This window comes from Acinetobacter sp. BWR-L5 (assembly GCF_039655985.1).
Classification (GTDB): Bacteria; Pseudomonadota; Gammaproteobacteria; order Pseudomonadales; family Moraxellaceae; genus Acinetobacter; species Acinetobacter johnsonii.
In genome coordinates, this window is sequence record NZ_JAGFEV010000001.1 from 323,456 (window position 1) to 342,474 (window position 19,019).

Sequence of the window (19,019 nt, forward strand, 5' to 3'; positions counted from 1 at the left end):
CACTCCAATCAACTCAAGCGATTATTTCAAATCCTCTAAACTCTCAAGTAAATCTCCGAAACGAGCGAATCCCTGCATTGCGCCAGTGATCACTTTATCTTGTTCTTCTGGACTAAAATTTGCTTCATCCAAAGCCACTTTTAAACGTTTCCATACTCGCATACGACCTTCCGGATACGCTGCCAAATTTCTTGCACCGAATTCTGCAGATAAGCCTAATTTTGACTGTGCTTCCTTAAATAAAAATGCTGCACCTAAGGTTGACCCTTCTGAGACATAGATCCAGCCTAAGGCCTCTGGATAACCCACCTTTTCTGTCGCAATATCACTACATTGTGGTTCTAAACCTAAATCAGCGAGATCCTGTAATGCAGCCTGTGATCGTCCTCGAATATCCAAATCAGGAATTAATTTTTGAACTTCGGGGTGATGATATAAATGTTCTACATCCTTCTGGAAATAGTATTGGGACAAGGTATGTTGTGCATAGTTATGTTTATTGGCGAATACTGCTGCCTTTTCCATCAGCACCTCCACACGGTCGTGCTCTGATGCAGTCCCCTTTTTTAAACGTTCACTTAAAGTTGGTAAATATAAAGAAGCTGTCATAGTTGACTCCTTAGCTATTGATTTTTATTAATAAGACTTTAAAAATGGTGATTCAATATATAGAGTTAATAAATTGAATCACTTTTAAATTAATAATTAAAATGTGTATTCCACACCAAAAGTAAAGGTACGACCACGCCCTAGGCTATTACTTTGCATATCTGCATAACTGACGACATACGCACGATCAGCAACGTTCTCGACAGAACCTCGCAAAATAAATTGGTCATTGAATTTAAAATTGGCATACAAATCAACCAGCGTATAGGCTGGCCAATCTGCAAGATAAGGTAAATTAGTTGGAGATGAATGATCCTGATAGCCTGGGTTATAACGAACAATTACTCCAGTATCGAGTTTTTTATCAAATGCTCGTCCACCTAAGGTTAGTGAACCACGATCGCCTGGTAAAAATGCAGATGAATTAAAAATTGAGCCATTATTACAAGCTACTGCTCCATTCCAATCTTCTGCTAGTACTTCATAATAATTACCACGGCCGCCACCTGTGGCATAAACTACACCACCCAACCATGCTGGATTGATACAGTAATCATTTTTACCAATCATACGGGTATAATTAAAATCTGCATAAAAAACATCTGCGTCATAGTTCAGTTGAAATTCAATCCCTCTGAATCGACTTTTACTCATGTTGTTTATATAGGCTGCATTACCAATACTTGGAGACATTATTCCAGGTTTCATTAAAGCAATATGCATATTGATATAATCATCAACACGTGTATCAAAATAGGCGACTTTTGCTGCAAATCGATCGCGATCAGTGATCAAATCAGCAAGTTGAATATTGAAACCGGCTTCCCAGCCTTTACTGTACTCTGGCTTCAAAAATGGATTCGGGTATTGAGTTGAACTACTATGCGCACTACCATAAGTTAAGGTTTCAGTAATGGCAGGAGGTCGCCAAGATTCACCATAATTGGCAAATAATTCTAACCACTCAACTCCAGGTTTAATTGCTAATGCTAAAGTGGGAGATAAATTATCTACTTCATCATTTAGCACCCATTCTTTGTAGGTACGGATAGTTGGACTACAACGCGTAATAGTACGTTCCGTACATGGATTACTTTCGGTATAAGGAAAAGAGGTAATTTCAAAACCTGTCGCTCCTCGTAATCGATAGCGATCGTAGCGCACTCCTCCTTGTAATTTTAACCAATCGTTATAATCCCATGCTAAATTGGTAAATAAACTTGACATCAAGCGATTACCACTGGGTGTCGTCCCCTTCATAATCTCCCGATTAGAATCGCTAGTACCCTTATCATAAAAAATATCTAAACCATAATTCAGGCCTAATTGGCTAACATCACTCAAAGACCATTTAGACGTATTTTCAAGCTGTAGACCATAAGTCTGTAAACGAGTCTTTGCCCAATAACCATTGGTACCTAAAGTATTTGTTGCAAAGGTATCTGTATAATCTTTGGTATCAACATAATAGAGCTTGCTATTCAAGTCCCATAAAGATTGATTTTCAGGCTTAAAATGATAGTCCAGTGCTAAATTCTGCGCATCAATATTACTAAATCCTGTACGTGTCCACCCTAAATAATAAGAACTATAGTTATTAGGATCATGAATATCCTTTAAAGCACTGGCATTTGGCGTAGCAGTTTCGTTTTTTAGATAGCTCAACTGTAAACGCTGACTTTCATCAATATTCCATCCAATTTTCCCCAAATAAGAACGCATTTCATAATTGGTATCAGTAATTTTATTTTGTTTTAAATGATCAATGAACTGCTCATATCGACCAGTCTGATTATTCACTCGAATATTACCAATATTACCTTCTGTACCTGGATAATAATCACCTAAACGACGCTCACTCATGCCAGCTAAAATATCAAAATCTTGATAACGCCCTGCAACGATTGCACTACCAATAAAGTTTGTCGAATTGTCGCCTGTACTCGCTCTTAATTTACCACCAAAATTTTTATCATTTGTCAAAAAATCATTAGCATTTACGGTACTAAATGTCGCAATTCCTGCAAAAGCACCTGCACCTCCCATACCACTGGTAGCACCTTTTTCAACTCTCACACCTGATAAAAGTTCAGGATCAATATACATTTGCCCATTACGTTGACCATGCCCACTTTTTTGAAAATTTTGACGCATACCATCAATATTCATGTTTACTCGACCAAAGTCCTGAATCCCTCGAATATTGACCGATAAAGCAGGATCTTGTTGACTAACGCTAGAGTAAACCCCTGCGGTTTGTTCAAGCATATCTGCCGCATGTTTTGCTGGTCTATTGTCTAGCTGTGTACGCGTTATCTCACTTACTGAACGTGGCTCACGATATAAATTATTTTCATTTTCGCTATAAGCTTTAATAGTTGGTAAATGAACCAAGGGCTGTTCTGCGAGTTTATTGATTGAAGATGCTGAATTTAATGATTGTTCTACTTTTTCCCTTGATTCAATAGCTGAAATGGGAAATGATTTTTTTTCAACAATAGTGTAAATATTTCCCTTCTTTTGAATAGTCAAATTAGTATCTTGTAAAATGACTTCAAGTGCTCGCTCAATACTCATATTACCTTTAAGTTTAGGAGCAAATTTATAATCTAAAATATTTCCAGCATATAAAATTTCAGTACCACTTTGCTTTACGAGTTGCTGAACGGACTGTGATAGTGGTTGCTTAGGTAAATTTACTTCCAAATTTTTTGCATATAATTGAGCTGATGTTAGGATCGCTGCAATTACAAAACTTAATCTCGTTTGCTTTAAAACAGGTTGAGCTACCTGTACCCATTTATGATGATTAGACCCCATACAACCCGCCTCAAATAAAAATACTTCTCATTTACAAAGACGAATCATTTTTCCTATATGTAAACCTAAACTAATTATTTTTTTCTTATTTCCCAATTTTTATTCGAATCAGTCACAACTGATACTGGAGAAATGTAAGGTAAAACCTCCATAAATTCTTGATAGTTCGACGTTTTAAACTGACCACTTATCTTAATATTGTTTAATTCAGAATTATTCATCGTGACATCAAAATCTGTATATCGCTGGAAATTCTGAATTGCAGATTCTAAAGATGTTTTATTGAAGATTACATGACCATTTTGCCAAGCTGTCACAATATCCAAATTTGTCTGTATTGGTCCTAAAAGTACATAATTCTGGTTACTTAATGATTGCCCCTTAGTTAAATACACCATAGTATTTTTCTTATTCACTATACCCGCAGTAATTTCACCTTCGAGTACTGTAACTGTAGAATCCGTATTTGTATTTCTTTGCACATTGAAAACTGTTCCAATATCAACAATAAACAAATTACCAGCAGTAACTTGAAAACTACGCTCAAACTGTTTAAAAAACTTATTCTCAAAATGCTTTATATGAAAGCTTGCCTCACCTTTATGTAAAATAATTTCACGACTGCGAAGTCTCCCTTCAACTTGTATATATGTATTTGTGTTAAGAGTTATGTTGCTTCCATCACCTAACTGAATATTTCTCTGCTCACCCAAACGGGTCATAAAATTCTGTTTTTGATAAGCAGGATTGTACCAATACAATCCGCATAGCATTGTACACAATGTTAATACTGAGCTTCCTAAGATTTTTTTCTTCAATCTTCGCTGTTTAGCTCGAAGTAAAATTTCAACTTTCGATGGAATGATAGGTAAAATATCATCTTCAAAACATGCAATCATACTTTGAATATCTTGCAAACTATGTTGCTTAAGTTTTTGACGATTTTTCTTAAGATTCATTATGCTTTTATTCTTCTATAAATATAGATTTAAAAGTTTGTAATGCACGGGTTAAATGCTTAATAACCATTGTGCGAGAGATACCTAATTGCTTAGCTACTTCAACCTGTGTCATTCCGTGGAATTGTACTAATAAAAAAACATCTTGGCACATCGGTGGTAGAGTATTAATCTTGTGCAAAATCAAATCTGTATATTGCTGACGTACAACACTGATTTCCTGCTCTGACAACGCAGAATAGTCAACTAGTAAGTCAATTTCATCTGTGTCTATAATTTCAAAGTATTTGTCATAATTCTTAACTTTTCTAAGGCTATCCAAAGCAATATTAATACTCACTTTCTTCAAGAAAGCTATTGGATTAACCAAGTTCAAAAACTGTTCTGGACGTTGTAAAACTCGCAAATACGTTTCTTGTACTGCATCTAATGCAATTTGCCTATTCCCTATTTTTACATTGAGATACTCAACAAGCTCATCATAGTATTTGACAAGATCGTGATCTTCGAAAGTAGTGTCATCTACCATAACCATTGCCAGTAAAAATAATTCTCATTATCGTTTAAGACTGCTCATTTATCAACGTGAATTTATACCTTTTAAAAATTCAACTTATAAACAAATAAAAATAATATACTGTTCTCAAAATTGATTAACACCAAATTCTATAGATTTTGAGTCAACTTAATGTTCTCATCAAAATTACAAGTCACTTGTGGGGATTCCTGTTGAATAACTTTTTTTTATATTTTTATACAAAATTGAATCTTCAAAAACTCATCCTAATTTTAATTTTTATCTGTACATCTATTCTTTTTATTACATCAATACTTATTTTAAATTATATAGTTAAAGAACAACTCATACAAAGTTCACTTCTTAACAATCAAAAATACGCAACCAAAATAGCACTAACTACAGATAAGTACTTTGAAAGTATGTTGGATGAATTACAGTTCAGCGCTCATCTTTTAGGGAAGGATTTTGATGATAATCAATTACGAAATTCAGAAGTAACACGTTTAAAATTACAATCAAAAAAGTTTAATTCTATTAGTATCGTAGATAAAAATTCTTATATCTTAAATATTAATCCTAAAAATATGACTTCTAACAGTCATCAGCACTACACGAGCCTAGGTCTTTCAGAGTCATTAAGACTTAAAAAAACATATATTTCACCACCTTATTTAGGCTTATCTAAAAATTTGCTAGTTCTGGTTTCTCAACCAATTTTCGATAAAAATCAAAATTTCTTGGGTTGTATTACAGGCTCAGTTTATTTAAAAAAGAATAATTTAATCAATGAACTCATATCGACCAGTTATCCTTATAAAAAAAGCTATATATTTGTTATTGATAATAGGAACAGAATTATATTCCATCCTGATCAGGGTCGCATTGGAGAGACAATTAAGAACAATACGGGTCTCGAGTTTATTAACCAAAATTCATCTGGAAATATTCAACTCATAAACAGTAAAGATCTTGCTAATTTAGCGGGCTTTGCACATGTTCCAAGTGTAAACTGGACTGTTATTTCACAACAACCGACAGAAGAATTATTGAGTCAAGCAAATAAGATTATTTATAAAGCATGTATTGGAATACTGTTCTTTTACTTGATCATGTTCATGATTATTTGGAAGCTTTCACATCGTATCTCATCACCACTTAATAATTTAGCTCAAATGGCTAGTATGCTGACAAAACCAGAAATACAAGATGAAATAAAGAAAGTAAACCCTTGGTATTTTGAAGTTTTTCGGTTCCGTACTGCTTTACTATTTAGTTCTAAAAAATTTAATGAGGAAATTTCAAAGTTAAAACAGGATGTAAATACTGATCCTTTAACTGGATTGTATAATCGACGCGGAATGGATTTGTTGTTGCAGGAGTTAATCGCGACCAACACACATTTTGGTCTGATAGCCATGGATATTGATCATTTCAAAAAAATTAATGACACCTATGGGCATGATCAAGGTGATAAGGCTCTTCAAAATATTACAGCGGTCATTAGTAGTCAGTTTCGAAAACATGATATCTGTTGCAGAGTTGGAGGAGAAGAATTTATGATCTTCGTCGCAACTGATGATGTTAAGACCGTATATGCTGCTGCTGAAGAGTTAAGACAATCAATTGAATTATTTTATCAAGACTCAATGAAAATAACGGTATCTATAGGGGTTTCTTTTTTCACCCATGACTCAACTGATATTGAAACGGTAATCAAATTGGCTGATATGAAACTTTACCAAGCTAAAGCCCAAGGACGAAATCAAGTTTGTTAAAGTCTCAAAAAATGATATAAATCAAGTATGGAAATAAAATAAGAGAACGGAATGATTAACATTAGGCCCAAGCACATACCCTTTCCGTCCTTAAACAAAATTAAAAATATCCATGAATTAGGCTTTAGTTTAGACACTGAAATCACACATCTTAGGAATGATCTTCTTAAAATATTAACGAATGACTTAAGTTTTCATTCTTTCGGGAATCTCCTGTGCAAACGTATACAAGCAATTATTCCTAGTGCATATGTCTCCCTCTGCTGTATTGAAAATGAAAAAATGATTCCATGGGCTGCACCTGATATTGACTCGGGCTATGGTGCTTCTTACGCTGGATTAAAAATAGGTGAAAATGTAGGAAATTGTGGATCCGCGGCTTATCTAAAACAGCCTATTATTGTAGAGGATATTAAGACAGACCCTCATTGGGAAAATTATAAAGATGTTGCTCTACCTTATGGATTACAAGCATGTTGCTCTTATCCTATTAAAGATAATTTGGATAATGTAGTGGCAACTTTTGCCTTTTATTTTAAGGAAAAAATTGATGTTGAATCAGAAACGCTGCTGAAAATTGCAAATGCTGGGATCGAATTTTGTCTACTTGCTATAGATCAAGAAAATAATAGAAAAACAATTCGAAACTTAACTTTTTTTGATCAACTAACTGGTTTACCCAATAGAAATAATTTATTACACCATATTGATCAATACGCGCAAGATCAATCATCGATATTTATGATTGATATAGATCATTTTAAAGAGGTCAATCTTCTTATAGGTTATGCTTTTGGTGACCAACTCTTAAAAAGACTTGGAGAAAAGTTAAGGACTAAACTAAAAGATCAATTTTTTTTAAGTCGGCTTGAACGAGATATTTTTATCGTTGTTACCCCATACCAAACATGTAATGAAGCAGAAAAAACAGCTCAGAATATCCTTAATTGGATAGGTGCTGAAATTAACATTGCAAACCACTCATTATTATTAACAGCAAGTATTGGCTTTAGCCAGTATAATCAAGCTGACAAAACGTCTTGGCTTTCCCAGTGTAAAAGTGCCTTGTACCAAGTCAAAAGCAATAATGGTAATAGCTATGCATGTTTTTCAAAAGGCATTGGTGAAAATGAAAAACAAAAGAGCTATTTGTCTCAATTAGTTCGCAAAGCACTGCTCGATGAAAAGTTAGAATTATTTTACCAGCCACAAGTAGACATAAAAAAAAATGAATTGTATGGCTTAGAAGCATTAGTTAGGTTACGCCACCCAATTACAAAAGAGTTTATCTCTCCTAATCAATTCATCCCGATAATTGAAGAAACTGGCCAAATGGATAAATTAAGTTATTGGGTAATTCATCAAGTCTGTAATCAACTAAAGATTTGGGATGAAAATAACGTATGTATTCCTAAAATTTCAATTAATTTATCAGCTTCAAATTTTGAAAATCCAAATTTAAGTAATTACATCAGTTCAGAATTAGAAAAAAATGCTTTATCAGGCTCTAGGCTAACATTAGAAATCACTGAAGATACTATGATTTCTCTATCAGAGCCTATGCTAAAGAATATTTCGACCATTAAAGAACTTGGTATTCACCTTTCAATTGATGATTTCGGTACAGGATATTCTAATCTATCGAATCTGATCAATTTGCCAGTAAATGAGATAAAGATAGATAGAAGTTTTATTGAAAAAATTAATGAAGATCAAAAATACAATACTTTAGTTTCTACAATGATAAATTTGGCAGCAAACTTAAATCTAAATATAGTTGCCGAAGGGGTCGAAAAAATTGAACAATATCAATTCTTAAAAAAATCTAATTGTAATATTATTCAAGGCTATTACTATGCCAAACCAATACCTAAACATCTTGTTGAAAACTGGATAAATAAAGATCGTTTAAAAAATAGTTCAGACCATAACTAGTCTCACTCAGAATTTAATATTAATAGTCTATTTTTAAGGCATTTCTCTAAAGCCAAAATATTTGCAGAAGTTAGTTCTTTTCTCCAAATTAATTCAATCTGTATTCTTCCTAATTCTGTATCTATAGAGTGGATCGATAACAAATCTTTATTTTGGAAATTATCAAACATAGTTTTTGGAATAATCGCAATTCCCATTCCTGCTGCTACACCACCAAGAATGGTATGGTAGGATGCAACTTCAGCTATTCTTTTGGGCGTCATATTGAAGGACTAATACCAACTTAAAAGTCGATCTCGATAAGAGCACCCTTCTTTAAAAACAAGCACTGTTGCATTTTTTGCATCTAAAGGCGTTAAAATCTTAGAGTAGTTCTGGGGGGCAATGATAATGAGCTCTTCATCAAAGCCTGAATGGTATGAAATTGCATACGATGCACCACAATATTAAGAAAATCCAAACTAATTGTTCTGGATCATTTTTATTGGAAAATAAGCCCAGCCGTAGGACTGGTCATTTTCAAGTTAGATTAAAAATTTACATGGATTACTAAAACATGTGAGAGATGAATTAAAAGAGATTTTTATTCGTGGATGCAATGAAAAAATTGAGAAGAAAGGAGAAAATGTTGGACTCTCCTTTTACGCTTTCTTCAAGAACAAAAACGATAACCCAGAACTATTGATGGAGGCTGCTCAATGGTGGATCTTAGAGAATAAACTAGATCACTTTGAAAAGGCAGTAAAAAATTAAGCAGATCGTTTTAAGTGGCCTCTGAAATATTAATCATGAAAGAAAGAACTTAAGAAAAATCCTTACCGAATCAATCCTTGTGGTTGGAGAATAATAGTTAATGCTCCAACCATAACAATCAAGCCACCAAGTAAATCAAATTTCGTTAAATCAACTCCATCTACAAACTTTAACCACAACAAGGCAGACATAATATAAATACCTCCATAAGCTGCATAAATTCGACCAGAAGCAGCAGGATGTAAAGTTAACAACCAAACAAATGCAGCCAGGGCTAAAGCTGTTGGTATCCATAACCACTGAGATTTGTTTTGATTTAAAATTAAATAAGGAAAATAACAACCTAGAATTTCCATTAATGCTGTAACAAAGAATAAAAATACTGTGTTAAAAATTTTACTGAATGCGAATTCCATAAAAATCCCAATGATTACAATTACGCAAGGTAATATACTAAAATCCCAGAAAAATAAGTAATTTTTATGCAGAATATAAGGCTTGATACTAAAAGTAGGCTCCTGAGCGCTTTTTAATTCAAGTATTGCAAACATACAGTAGCCTAAACCTTTGCTGAAATTAATACTAAATGTAATTTGTCAAACAGTTCAATTCTAATGTATTCGAATCACACTGAATGCAATTGAAAACTCTAAGAAAAGATATTTATAATCAGATAATTTTTTATCCGAGGAGCTAAAATGATCAAAGATCATTTAACAAAACATCCTAAAGCCATATGGATACATTTTTATAAAGATCGTATGTGTCTGATGCAGAACGATGGTACAGTCAAATCAATAGAAATTCCCCAAATTCCATATAACCATCCAAGAATGATTTTGGCAGATTTTGAAAGTGCTACAACGACATTAAAAGCTTTGATGAAGCACCATTCTAAAGGCTTATCTTTTTTCAAGCCCACAGCTCCTATCGCGATTGTCCAAATTATGGAGCCTATACAAGGTGGTTTGGCTAAAATTGAAATCCGCGCTTTTAAAGAATTATTTTTTGATACTGGCGCACGAGAAGTAAAGCTCTATGAGCTTGATGGAAATCCCATTGAAAGCGAATAACGATTAATCTTTATATTTTTATAAAGCCCTCATGTAAGGACTTTCTCAATTCACACACAGTAAACAAATAGTGACATGCACTTTAGTATAAATTGAATGCCCTGTGCATCCTGGTTTCAGGCTGCATAGCACTTCACTCAAACCATACCTCACTCAATCGTTCGACATCAATTGCTAGTCCATCCACTGTCGCGCTTCACCAACATATTAAAAGAATTTTTACCACTCTTTAGAGAGAAACGAATTTTGCAAAGTCATTGGAAATTAAATTAATGAATATTAACCTAACTAGTCTTGGGCAAATTTTACAAATAATTGGTTGTTTATGCTCACTATGGATTTATATAGATGCTTCAAGGCATAAAATTGGCAAAACACCTCAGGGTGGATTCCTTAACATGGGTGCAGGTTGGTGGGCAGTACTAAGTTTTTTGATATGGATAATCATATTTCCGTTGTATTTAAGCAAAAGGGAAAAATTAATAGCTTTATCTAAAAATTATCCTGTAGAACCTAAAGCTAGAAACATCAAAATTAGCTTTTTTGTTTTAATTAGTTGTTTTCTAATATTTTTTTGATTAAATTATTACGTGTAACATGAATAATCACAAAAAATATGTTCTAGTACTTCGTGTACTAGAACGTATATGACTAAGACATTGATCTTTATATGAAAGTTCCAAAAGTTTCGTACAAGGTGTATTATGTTAATTTTAAAAGAATTAAATTAAGACTAGAACTCCTATTCATTTTTCTAGTCTTAATTAACATCACAACAACTAAGTAATGTATTTAATACAAGCTCTTCATTAGTTGCACCATCTAGCCCCTCATATTCAAAGTCATAAATACCTTTAACTAGAACAGTTAATTTATTTTGCCTACTTAGGAAAAAGCTTAAACCTATTACATCCACAGGGTGATGGGCACCACCTAAATATATCGAACCACTTAAATCACCCTTAGTAAAAGCCAAAGACTTATTTACCAAATTACAAAGTTTTGTTGTTGGTAAGTCAATATCATCTAAGCGAATTATTGGGCTTACGATCTTATCTTGGTAGATAAGTGGCTCCATAAAAATATGGATAGATATTTCAGAATCTGTAGAACTAAAAATAATTGCATGTTTGGCAACTAAATTTTTTATGCTGAATGTGCTCATGTATAGTTAATATAAGTAAAAAACATAAAAGTTAAGGTTATAGAATCATTTTTAAGCTTCATCTAACGTGTATTATTTTAAATAGTTACATCTGTGCATTATCTTCCCAAAATTTTGCTTTATCTTGATTTTGTTCTACACCTACTCCGTATTGATACATAAATTCAAGTTCCCTCATTGCCTCCTTACTACCAAGAGATACAGCGTTATTTAATAAATCTAATGTTTTGTCTATATCCTTCGTTATCCCTTCACCATTGCGATACAACTTAGCTAAACCTACCATAGAAGCCGTATGATCCAGATCAGCCCCTTTTGAAAACCAGACAAAGGCTTTTTTATAGTGTTCTTCAGCATCGCCTGGGTCCATGTCACCTAATAAATCAGCATATGTCGCGTAACCATCACCAAGCCAATACATTGCATCAACATTCCCATTTTCTGCTGATTTAACAGCCCAGCGCTCAGCTTCGGCTTCATCCTCATCAACTCCATAACCATGTATATAGACATCAGCCAACTCTAATTGTGCTGATAAATCTCCATTTTTAGCTTTTGTTAATAAGTCATTTGAAAATATTGGATTAGCTAGAGTTTCCATAGAAAGTATTAGTCCTAAAGCAATGTATATAATTTTGAAAATTTTCATTTTCTTCCTTTATATTAAAGCTATATTTAATTTTGTAGATTAGTAATTATACATTATAAAGATGAAAATTCAGTGTTATTGAGCATAATGGCGGTGAAACGAAGCAAAAAGTTTGGGCAATTGGCTCACGCTTTGCACAACTCGTATTATGTTAATTTTATGCAATCTAAAAAGTATCTTACTTATTAAATTTTTGGAAAATGTAGGCTGTTTATGTCATTTGACTTCGTAAAAATCTTTAAAGAAATTGATCTTCATAAAAATGATCTGGATATTGATAATTTCATGACAACGATCATCAATCATTGCCATGAAATGCAGCCAAACAAAAGTTGGGAGCTATTCAAACAATTAGATTACGCAACAGAAGTTAAAAGTTTAGCAACTCATTTAATTGATACTTTAGAAAAAGAGGTTTCCCCCTTCATTGAGAAAGGGTTTTGGTTTGGTCTTTCTGATAATGGGTATCTATATTTTGCAGTATCAGAGCAATACATTGCAGAAGAAGATAACCTAGATTGGATGTCTGAAGGCACAACATATTATCCTGAGCAAGGAGCTTTTAGCTCTGCAATTTTACGATCTATTGAAGATTTAGCAGATGAAACAGAACTAGATAATTATGCTGAATATCCTTTGTTTTTAGCTTATGCACTTAAGCTAGCACAAGCGTCAATCAATCATTATAAAACTGCTTACCCAGAGAGAAAGGTTGGGTACTCTATTGGGTATGATTCAGGAGATTTTATTACTGGAGGATGGATCTAACTCCTCCATTCAACATAATGGCACTTATAAGAAGTTTAAAAAATACGGTAAAATGGGATCTTAGAAATCCCATTTTAGCTTTCTTACAAGGTATATTCTGTTAACTTCAGGAAATCTTAATAGATAATCATCCGATTATGAATCACTTTATATTGTTTTCTATACAATAGTTTTTCCACTTATTTTTAAAGTCTTCAACAGCTTTCTCTGCATCTTCCTCTTTGGAATGGACAGGTGATTTCTTTACTTCATCTACTATCTGATTGAAAATTTCACCCTCCTCTTTGAAAAGGTTGCTATAAATACTTTTAGCTTTTTCTACGTCTGAACCCATTTGATGGAAAGTCATCAATGTGTCAGCCGCATATGCAATTCCTTCACATTCTTCATTTTCTTCCGCATATGAAAAGGAACAAGTTAGTAATAATATTGAGAAAATTATTGGTTTTTTCATAATGGAAAATTTCATGTTAAAAATGAATACTAAAAGATTTCTATGGATATTAAAATCCGTAGAATTTTACTCCATTTAACATAACGGTGCTTATATAAAACCGCCCTTACTTAAAATGCTCTCTCAATTCACACATTGCACACAAACAGTGACATACAGCTTTGTCGAAATCGAATGTGCTGTGCAGCCTGGAAGCAGGATGCGCAGTATTAAAACTTTGATCATGTGTATTAGTTCCGACTTAATCTGACAGTTACCGATATTTGCTTAAAACTGTCTAGGATAAACACAATCGGATTTTTCAAAGAGGGAATTTTAGCCCTATTTAACATAATGGAGCTTATGCCGATACAACAAAAAATGGGAGCTGATCAATCAACAGCTCCCATTTTTTATTTTTGTTCATGTTCTTTGTAGTACTGATGTGCTCTCTTAGAATTATGTTTCCAACTTTTAGCAACTTTATAAACGCAAGTCGGAAAATCATCCCAAACATGAGGTAAGCCTGTACCACGTGCTACACGAATTTTAAGCGAATAGCTTTTGTATTCAATACGATGCAAAAAATAAAAGCTACGCTCTTGCTGAAAACTAAATTTCTTAAATATAGAACTTCTGACATTAGGGTAAACCTTCCAAAGATAATCGTGTCGAGTACTTTGTATTGATTGCTTGTATTGATGTTTTAGTTTTTTCATTGTTCCTCCTAGGTAACATTACCTAGAAGGGATCCTCTGCGAAATAGTACATCGTCTTTAACTCTGTGCATTAAAAATTAGTATGTGAAAGTATCACCAAGTAGTATGAAATAAACTACTGCAAGGTAGTATAACTAAAATCAATGTATACAATATTTGGTCTTGTTTATTGGACTCAGGAAAAATAGGAGAAATTCAAAACATTCTTAGTATTAAATCCTGAAGCAGGAGATGTAGAGCCTAATACATGTGTCAGTCCAAGAATAGACCATATTTGTCTAGGAAAGTGGTGGCAGTCCAATTTTCATAATCACTCATCAACCTTTTGATCCATTTCGGCAAATCAGCTGAAAGTAACTTTGCATAATCTTCAGGTGATAACTCATTTTTTATTGCTTTGTACTGGCTAATAATCGAATCTAAAAGTACAACTGTTAAATTAGTTTTAACAATTTCAACTGTATAACGCTCTTTCCCTTCAAGAGTATCTAAACCAAATCTTACGAAAATCCCATAAATATCACCAACAGACATGCTTATTGCCCTTCTGCTTCTTCAAACACACCTTTTTTGTTCAAAAGCATATGTTTGATCGGCTGACCAGTTAACTGAGCAATATCCAACAGATCACAAACCATCTGATGTCCTAGCTGTTCACGTCGAGCAGATTCAACGATTTCCAGCATGTTTTGAAATTCTTCAAAGCTTAGAACAACAGCTTCGGGCGTATTGTTCGTGCAAACAAAAACAGGTTTATGGCTATCTATGACAGCTTGAACAATTTTACTCCAAGACTTGCGAACATCAGTCGCAGAAACAGTCGCACCATTAATAAAAGTTAATCCCTTCATATCTAAGACCTCATACTATATGGTAAGAATTGCATCATATTTGCCATATAATTTGACCATATTTCAAACATGCAATATCAATTTAACTATGTAATTTAATTCTTGATGGCATACTTGGAACAGGAATGACAGTTAGGGTGCAAATAGGAATAGGCTATTTCGGCAAATCTGCTGAAAGTAACTTTGCATACTCCTCAGGTGATAACTGATCTTTGATCGCTTTGATAATCTTATCATCCACAACATTTGGGCCTAAATAGTACAAAGCTGAGATCGCCATACCGACCTTTTGCAAAGGGTATTGAAGCAGTCGTTGATCATCCGTGTGATTCAGTACTACATCTACACCCGCCAGTTTAAATCGCCTTGAGCGACCACTGGTATGCAAGACATGATATAGAGGCACTTGAGTACTTAACCCTAAACGATTGGCACAATAGCCTCCATCATATTGAAACGTTTCACCCGTTAATCGAGTGATCGCGTCTAACACGTCAAAGAGATCAGGAGGTAAAGCTCTCGGAGGATTAAAAAGATTTGAGAATTTAACTTTATAGTAAATGTTAGGCACAACCCGACTGACCTCCCCCTGCTCCAAATAGGGAGATAAAAAGCTTAACAGCTGCTGCTTGGAAAGAGGAACACTGCAATCTTGAACAGAAAACACTGAGCCTGCTGCTAAGTTTTTCAATTCAGTGGCCAATCGTCTTTTAATATTTTCATCCATAGGCACAATCCGTCATCGTGACATCTTTATTTCAGACCAAATCGTTCCAATACAGACTCATTAAAATCATCATTAAACATCTGCTTCACCCGATGTTCTCTTTTTAACGTTGCGAGAGTCGCGAAGAAACATGCCTCACATAAATGCAGTTCATACTGTTCTCCATCATGCTTCGACCCACTGCCCCAATTGGCAGACAGGACAGCATGGTTCAGTTGAGTGGACTCCTTACAAACATCACATAAAATATCTGTGGGTTGCTCTAGGTCGTTGTATTGTTCCAGGTCTTCCTGTTCTTTTCTTTCCACATTGGTCTCCTCACTTTTAATCCATCTGATGGTTTATTTTAGTGCCTGAACTAAAGCAATCAGAATCTCACCCTCTTGGCATTCACTGGGTGGAGGTAAAGTCCGATCCTCTTCACGATAAAAGTCCATACTGGTGAACAGCGCATCTTTAGCCATCTGTAGCGCATCCTCGAAATTGTCACCGCAGGTCATTGCCTCTGGAATATCCCGAAATGAAACGTTGTACGCTTGCCCTTCTTGTTCAAATTTTGCTGGATAAAATACTGGACTACATACCATGATCTAATTCCTATAAATACTGATCGAATCATTCATTTCTTGTTTTAAAAGCCCCTGCCTCAGCAAGGGCCTGTCTTAATCACTAGCACACTCTTGTTATCTAAAATAATAACCCAGCGTATCGTCTTTTGAGTCTCCCCACCCTGTCCAGATCTGAGTGAGTTCTACATAGTGCTGATTGACGCTTTTGACCTTATATAAATAGCTACGGGGTGGCGAAGTCTCAATGAGGCGTACTTTTTCAATTAAGATAAAGGTCTTGTCATCCAACCATCTGACCCTAAGATGTAAGGGATCCTGACACTGCCCCATTTCTGCATACATCGCCGCATCTTTGCCATTTTTGGAGAAGGACAAGCCGGCACATTGAACCTCAGGGATGTCCATCACCAGACGTTTTCCCACAAGACTTTCTTTGGCGCCCGCACAAGCCCAGCTTGACAGGCTGAGACATAAGCCCGCTAAAAATATTTTTTTCATGATGCTACTCTTTATTTATTCAGTTGAAGATGTTTAGAACACATTGTCAATAAAGCCACACTGTAATATGTGCTGTGATGGATTCACGGGATGGTCATACAGACTGATATAGGCAATCATGTCGGTCAGATCAGAAGCATCCCGTTTATAGTGCTGGGTATAGATGTAAATCTGTTTAGGGCTGTACCGCTTTCCGTTTTGAAAGACCTCTCCGTTAAACACCTTTAAATGCGGATATTGTTGAAAGACCTGATGGGTCTTGGTTCGTTTCTCATTGTCATGTGCTGAGGCTTGATCCCACTGTTGTTTAAAGTATTTATATTGCTGCCCGCTATAGTGACTGAACTGAATCTTTAACCCTTCCTCTAGCTTCTGCTTGGTCTGAGCCATGTCATCATTGCGATAAATCGAGGTACTTACCCCAGCCACACTGACCTGCATCAACGCCTCGATGCGTTGAATCGGATTGCGTTGATCTTTGGGCAAATAGACTTCTATTTCAGGACAATCCTCGCAGTAGTTTTCATCGTCTGGATCATCCACAACGCTTGATTTTTGCTTGGTGTATTGCTGCTTAAATTGTTGTTGCAGCGTTGTTAGCTTAGAGGCTGCTGTATGCGTCCAATCTCCCGTGGCCAGTTGATTGCTAAAGGACTGTTCTTGCTTGGCCCAATCCAAACAGTTTAAGCCCTGCTCTAACGTCACAGGCTGCACAGTCACTACCTTGAAGGTAGAAACCGGCTGTGCCACCGCAGTCTGCAATGCCAACAATGAAGTGCTGGCGAGTAAAAATGGTCTCAGCTTAAATGTCATCGGATGGTTCTCCTGATGAGCGTTTTTCTCCTGATAAGCGTTGTTCACCGGACTGATCATCAACCTTAAACCAGTAGGCATAGTCCTCAGCTTTTCCATCCACCATCACATGCTGCACCTGAACGTCATAGATCACGTTGTATTCCATTGCACTAAAATGAAATTGCAGATTATTGGCGACTAAACCATAGCTGATATTGTCATACTGGATGTTGCTGATCGTTTGGATGTGCTGATTGTCTCGTCTAGTCACTATGAGCTTCGCCTGTGAAAAATCCACCGTATTGTTGGCATAGGCATTCTGTGGATTGACTAATATCGACAGGGATAAAGGTTCAGTTTTTGCAAAGAATTTCTTCGGATACACATGATACGGATAGGCAATCACCCCTTTCGGCATCGTGGTGCTTAGGGTTTGCGATGCATAGGGATAAACCACTTTCATGGCCGCGCCTAAGATGGTCGATACGCTTTTAGCCTCGGTATTGGAGACTTCGCCATAGGCAGTTTTGCTCAGGAAGGGACTCAAGATATGACGTCGATGGCCAATACTGGCCGAGTTTTTTTCAATCAACCAATTGATCACATGGGTATCAGCACCGTAGCTGGCTAAAGGTTGATAGGCTTGAACAAAGTTCAAGTTCGATGTTGAAGCCCCTTGATAGCCAATATCACTAAAACAACGCCATGTTCCATCTGGATAATGTGAGGTCTTTTCATTCACCGCCAGTAACATAGAGGCTTGCATCATTTGGTCTTCATAAGCCTGGTCATAGCGAACTTTCGGCAGATTATGTAAGGCACGAATCTCATTCAATGTATTGATAAACAGCTGACGCTCCGCCTCACTGGGTCTTCCTGCATGACAGGCATTCAGATCTTTATGCTCCTCTGCTTGCGCCTCAATGACATCCACCATCATTGTGCTATTCACAGGAAGAAGCTGTGAGGTTCCCGCCTGTGTCAGTTTTAAAGTACATTTGCCCACATCAAGGGCTTTGAGCTCGCCTTGTTCAAAGTCACAAATATTCGGACTCTGACTGCTAAAACTGAGGGCCAGATCTTGATCCGTCTTCAGGTTCAACTGATAGGCCTGCCCTTTGAGAAAGCGATGGATCTGTAAGGGTTCAAAGCGTTGTGCTGTCTTGTTTTTACAGAGCCCTTCTTGCAGATATTGCGTTTTAGAACAGGTCACTGGCTGAGGTGAAGTACCCCCATCGTTTGCCCCACCCGTTCCACCACTATTGGAACCAGTATTGCCACCTGACCCACCACCGCCACATCCAACCATCGCCATACTGATGGTCAGCATCAGGGTGCTGATTCTAATGGATGGTATCCCCTTTTTTATACGTTTCATCATTTTATCCCCCCTCTTATGCT

Annotated in this window: 23 protein-coding genes and 1 pseudogene; 6 read left to right on the plus strand and 18 right to left on the minus strand. The window is 35.6% G+C overall.

The window, feature by feature from the left end:
• Positions 1 to 21: 21 nt before the first annotated feature.
• From JZ787_RS01630 to JZ787_RS01645, 4 genes are all read right to left on the minus strand, one after another.
• Entirely contained in the window at positions 22 to 609 is a 588-nt protein-coding gene (locus JZ787_RS01630) for a biliverdin-producing heme oxygenase (protein ID WP_234965602.1), read from the minus strand.
• Positions 610 to 705: 96 nt separating this feature from the next.
• Positions 706 to 3,429, minus strand: coding sequence for a TonB-dependent hemoglobin/transferrin/lactoferrin family receptor (locus tag JZ787_RS01635; protein WP_234965601.1), 2,724 nt, complete (start codon positions 3,427 to 3,429; stop codon positions 706 to 708).
• Positions 3,430 to 3,503: 74 nt separating this feature from the next.
• Complete coding sequence (locus JZ787_RS01640) at positions 3,504 to 4,388, minus strand: FecR domain-containing protein (RefSeq protein WP_234965600.1); 885 nt, start codon at positions 4,386 to 4,388, stop codon at positions 3,504 to 3,506.
• A gap of 7 nt (positions 4,389 to 4,395) precedes the next feature.
• Positions 4,396 to 4,917, minus strand: a complete 522-nt coding sequence (locus JZ787_RS01645) for a sigma-70 family RNA polymerase sigma factor (RefSeq protein ID WP_234965599.1) — start codon at positions 4,915 to 4,917, stop codon at positions 4,396 to 4,398.
• 200 nt (positions 4,918 to 5,117) lie between these two features.
• On the opposite strand from JZ787_RS01645, the gene JZ787_RS01650 reads away from it, so the two are divergent.
• Positions 5,118 to 6,683: a sensor domain-containing diguanylate cyclase gene (locus tag JZ787_RS01650; protein WP_268842018.1), complete on the plus strand. Its 1,566-nt coding sequence runs from the start codon at positions 5,118 to 5,120 to the stop codon at positions 6,681 to 6,683.
• Between the two features lie 282 nt (positions 6,684 to 6,965).
• Complete coding sequence (locus JZ787_RS01655) at positions 6,966 to 8,618, plus strand: EAL domain-containing protein (RefSeq protein WP_346311486.1); 1,653 nt, start codon at positions 6,966 to 6,968, stop codon at positions 8,616 to 8,618.
• A gap of 2 nt (positions 8,619 to 8,620) precedes the next feature.
• On the opposite strand, the gene JZ787_RS01660 is transcribed toward JZ787_RS01655, so the two are convergent.
• Entirely contained in the window at positions 8,621 to 8,881 is a 261-nt protein-coding gene (locus tag JZ787_RS01660) for a LysR substrate-binding domain-containing protein (RefSeq protein ID WP_234965596.1), read from the minus strand.
• Positions 8,882 to 9,176: 295 nt separating this feature from the next.
• Between JZ787_RS01660 and JZ787_RS01665 the strand changes: the two are divergent.
• Positions 9,177 to 9,396, plus strand: a pseudogene (locus tag JZ787_RS01665) (DUF6500 family protein).
• A 37-nt stretch (positions 9,397 to 9,433) separates the two neighbouring features.
• Here JZ787_RS01665 and JZ787_RS01670 read toward each other — a convergent pair.
• Complete coding sequence (locus JZ787_RS01670) at positions 9,434 to 9,787, minus strand: YnfA family protein (protein ID WP_234966442.1); 354 nt, start codon at positions 9,785 to 9,787, stop codon at positions 9,434 to 9,436.
• Between the two features lie 282 nt (positions 9,788 to 10,069).
• Between JZ787_RS01670 and JZ787_RS01675 the strand changes: the two genes are divergently transcribed.
• Both JZ787_RS01675 and JZ787_RS01680 read left to right on the plus strand, forming a co-directional pair.
• Positions 10,070 to 10,444, plus strand: a complete 375-nt coding sequence (locus JZ787_RS01675) for a rod shape-determining protein (protein ID WP_234965595.1) — start codon at positions 10,070 to 10,072, stop codon at positions 10,442 to 10,444.
• A gap of 272 nt (positions 10,445 to 10,716) precedes the next feature.
• Positions 10,717 to 11,022 (plus strand): hypothetical protein, encoded by a 306-nt coding sequence (locus JZ787_RS01680; RefSeq protein WP_234965594.1) that lies wholly within the window; start codon positions 10,717 to 10,719, stop codon positions 11,020 to 11,022.
• Between the two features lie 182 nt (positions 11,023 to 11,204).
• Here the strand turns inward: JZ787_RS01680 and JZ787_RS01685 are convergent, their stop codons facing one another.
• Both JZ787_RS01685 and JZ787_RS01690 read right to left on the minus strand, forming a co-directional pair.
• Entirely contained in the window at positions 11,205 to 11,609 is a 405-nt protein-coding gene (locus tag JZ787_RS01685; RefSeq protein ID WP_234965593.1) for a hypothetical protein, read from the minus strand.
• 85 nt (positions 11,610 to 11,694) lie between these two features.
• A complete protein-coding gene (locus tag JZ787_RS01690) occupies positions 11,695 to 12,258 on the minus strand; it encodes a tetratricopeptide repeat protein (RefSeq protein ID WP_234965592.1) in 564 nt (187 codons plus the stop codon).
• A 213-nt stretch (positions 12,259 to 12,471) separates the two neighbouring features.
• Between JZ787_RS01690 and JZ787_RS01695 the strand changes: the two genes are divergently transcribed.
• The gene (locus tag JZ787_RS01695) at positions 12,472 to 13,026 is read left to right on the plus strand and encodes a hypothetical protein (RefSeq protein ID WP_234965591.1); all 555 of its coding nucleotides are present in this window, start codon (positions 12,472 to 12,474) and stop codon (positions 13,024 to 13,026) included.
• Positions 13,027 to 13,168: 142 nt separating this feature from the next.
• Here the strand turns inward: JZ787_RS01695 and JZ787_RS01700 are convergent, their stop codons facing one another.
• The 10 genes from JZ787_RS01700 to JZ787_RS01745 all read right to left on the minus strand — a co-directional run bounded on the left by JZ787_RS01700 (position 13,169) and on the right by JZ787_RS01745 (position 18,999).
• Positions 13,169 to 13,480: a 3-hydroxybutyryl-CoA dehydrogenase gene (locus JZ787_RS01700; protein ID WP_234965590.1), complete on the minus strand. Its 312-nt coding sequence runs from the start codon at positions 13,478 to 13,480 to the stop codon at positions 13,169 to 13,171.
• Between the two features lie 392 nt (positions 13,481 to 13,872).
• The gene (locus tag JZ787_RS01705) at positions 13,873 to 14,178 is read right to left on the minus strand and encodes a hypothetical protein (RefSeq protein WP_130235165.1); all 306 of its coding nucleotides are present in this window, start codon (positions 14,176 to 14,178) and stop codon (positions 13,873 to 13,875) included.
• 252 nt (positions 14,179 to 14,430) lie between these two features.
• A complete protein-coding gene (locus tag JZ787_RS01710; protein ID WP_346311487.1) occupies positions 14,431 to 14,712 on the minus strand; it encodes a hypothetical protein in 282 nt (93 codons plus the stop codon).
• Between the two features lie 2 nt (positions 14,713 to 14,714).
• Entirely contained in the window at positions 14,715 to 15,029 is a 315-nt protein-coding gene (locus JZ787_RS01715) for a type II toxin-antitoxin system prevent-host-death family antitoxin (protein ID WP_234965588.1), read from the minus strand.
• 154 nt (positions 15,030 to 15,183) lie between these two features.
• Positions 15,184 to 15,756, minus strand: a complete 573-nt coding sequence (locus JZ787_RS01720) for a DUF6088 family protein (RefSeq protein WP_234965587.1) — start codon at positions 15,754 to 15,756, stop codon at positions 15,184 to 15,186.
• 26 nt (positions 15,757 to 15,782) lie between these two features.
• A complete protein-coding gene (locus tag JZ787_RS01725) occupies positions 15,783 to 16,064 on the minus strand; it encodes a hypothetical protein (protein WP_234965586.1) in 282 nt (93 codons plus the stop codon).
• Between the two features lie 33 nt (positions 16,065 to 16,097).
• Positions 16,098 to 16,343 carry a type II toxin-antitoxin system HicB family antitoxin gene (locus JZ787_RS01730; protein ID WP_346311488.1) on the minus strand — a complete coding sequence of 82 codons (246 nt, stop codon included), beginning with the start codon at positions 16,341 to 16,343 and terminating at the stop codon, positions 16,098 to 16,100.
• Positions 16,344 to 16,439: 96 nt separating this feature from the next.
• On the minus strand, positions 16,440 to 16,823 hold the full coding sequence (locus JZ787_RS01735; protein ID WP_234965584.1) for a hypothetical protein: 384 nt from the start codon (positions 16,821 to 16,823) through the stop codon (positions 16,440 to 16,442).
• A 33-nt stretch (positions 16,824 to 16,856) separates the two neighbouring features.
• Entirely contained in the window at positions 16,857 to 17,636 is a 780-nt protein-coding gene (locus JZ787_RS01740; protein ID WP_346311489.1) for a hypothetical protein, read from the minus strand.
• Positions 17,626 to 18,999, minus strand: a complete 1,374-nt coding sequence (locus JZ787_RS01745) for a CAP domain-containing protein (protein WP_346311490.1) — start codon at positions 18,997 to 18,999, stop codon at positions 17,626 to 17,628. Before JZ787_RS01745 ends, JZ787_RS01740 begins: the two co-directional genes overlap by 11 nt.
• Between the last annotated feature and the right edge of the window lie 20 nt (positions 19,000 to 19,019).

Excerpts from the sequence above, each read along its gene's own strand:
- JZ787_RS01715 (WP_234965588.1), bottom strand. The coding sequence starts at position 15,029 with ATGAAGGGATTAACTTTTATTAATGGTGCGACTGTTTCTGCGACTGAT.
- JZ787_RS01670 (WP_234966442.1), bottom strand. The coding sequence starts at position 9,787 with ATGGAATTCGCATTCAGTAAAATTTTTAACACAGTATTTTTATTCTTT.
- JZ787_RS01660 (WP_234965596.1), bottom strand. The coding sequence starts at position 8,881 with ATGACGCCCAAAAGAATAGCTGAAGTTGCATCCTACCATACCATTCTT.
- JZ787_RS01690 (WP_234965592.1), bottom strand. The coding sequence starts at position 12,258 with ATGAAAATTTTCAAAATTATATACATTGCTTTAGGACTAATACTTTCT.
- JZ787_RS01630 (WP_234965602.1), bottom strand. The coding sequence starts at position 609 with ATGACAGCTTCTTTATATTTACCAACTTTAAGTGAACGTTTAAAAAAG.
- JZ787_RS01705 (WP_130235165.1), bottom strand. The coding sequence starts at position 14,178 with ATGAAAAAACTAAAACATCAATACAAGCAATCAATACAAAGTACTCGA.
- JZ787_RS01745 (WP_346311490.1), bottom strand. The coding sequence starts at position 18,999 with ATGATGAAACGTATAAAAAAGGGGATACCATCCATTAGAATCAGCACC.
- JZ787_RS01675 (WP_234965595.1), top strand. The coding sequence starts at position 10,070 with ATGATCAAAGATCATTTAACAAAACATCCTAAAGCCATATGGATACAT.
- JZ787_RS01635 (WP_234965601.1), bottom strand. The coding sequence starts at position 3,429 with ATGGGGTCTAATCATCATAAATGGGTACAGGTAGCTCAACCTGTTTTA.
- JZ787_RS01655 (WP_346311486.1), top strand. The coding sequence starts at position 6,966 with ATGATTCCATGGGCTGCACCTGATATTGACTCGGGCTATGGTGCTTCT.
- JZ787_RS01645 (WP_234965599.1), bottom strand. The coding sequence starts at position 4,917 with ATGGTAGATGACACTACTTTCGAAGATCACGATCTTGTCAAATACTAT.
- JZ787_RS01720 (WP_234965587.1), bottom strand. The coding sequence starts at position 15,756 with ATGGATGAAAATATTAAAAGACGATTGGCCACTGAATTGAAAAACTTA.
- JZ787_RS01730 (WP_346311488.1), bottom strand. The coding sequence starts at position 16,343 with ATGGTATGTAGTCCAGTATTTTATCCAGCAAAATTTGAACAAGAAGGG.
- JZ787_RS01740 (WP_346311489.1), bottom strand. The coding sequence starts at position 17,636 with ATGACATTTAAGCTGAGACCATTTTTACTCGCCAGCACTTCATTGTTG.
- JZ787_RS01640 (WP_234965600.1), bottom strand. The coding sequence starts at position 4,388 with ATGAATCTTAAGAAAAATCGTCAAAAACTTAAGCAACATAGTTTGCAA.
- JZ787_RS01685 (WP_234965593.1), bottom strand. The coding sequence starts at position 11,609 with ATGAGCACATTCAGCATAAAAAATTTAGTTGCCAAACATGCAATTATT.
- JZ787_RS01700 (WP_234965590.1), bottom strand. The coding sequence starts at position 13,480 with ATGAAAAAACCAATAATTTTCTCAATATTATTACTAACTTGTTCCTTT.
- JZ787_RS01710 (WP_346311487.1), bottom strand. The coding sequence starts at position 14,712 with ATGTCTGTTGGTGATATTTATGGGATTTTCGTAAGATTTGGTTTAGAT.
- JZ787_RS01680 (WP_234965594.1), top strand. The coding sequence starts at position 10,717 with ATGAATATTAACCTAACTAGTCTTGGGCAAATTTTACAAATAATTGGT.
- JZ787_RS01735 (WP_234965584.1), bottom strand. The coding sequence starts at position 16,823 with ATGAAAAAAATATTTTTAGCGGGCTTATGTCTCAGCCTGTCAAGCTGG.
- JZ787_RS01695 (WP_234965591.1), top strand. The coding sequence starts at position 12,472 with ATGTCATTTGACTTCGTAAAAATCTTTAAAGAAATTGATCTTCATAAA.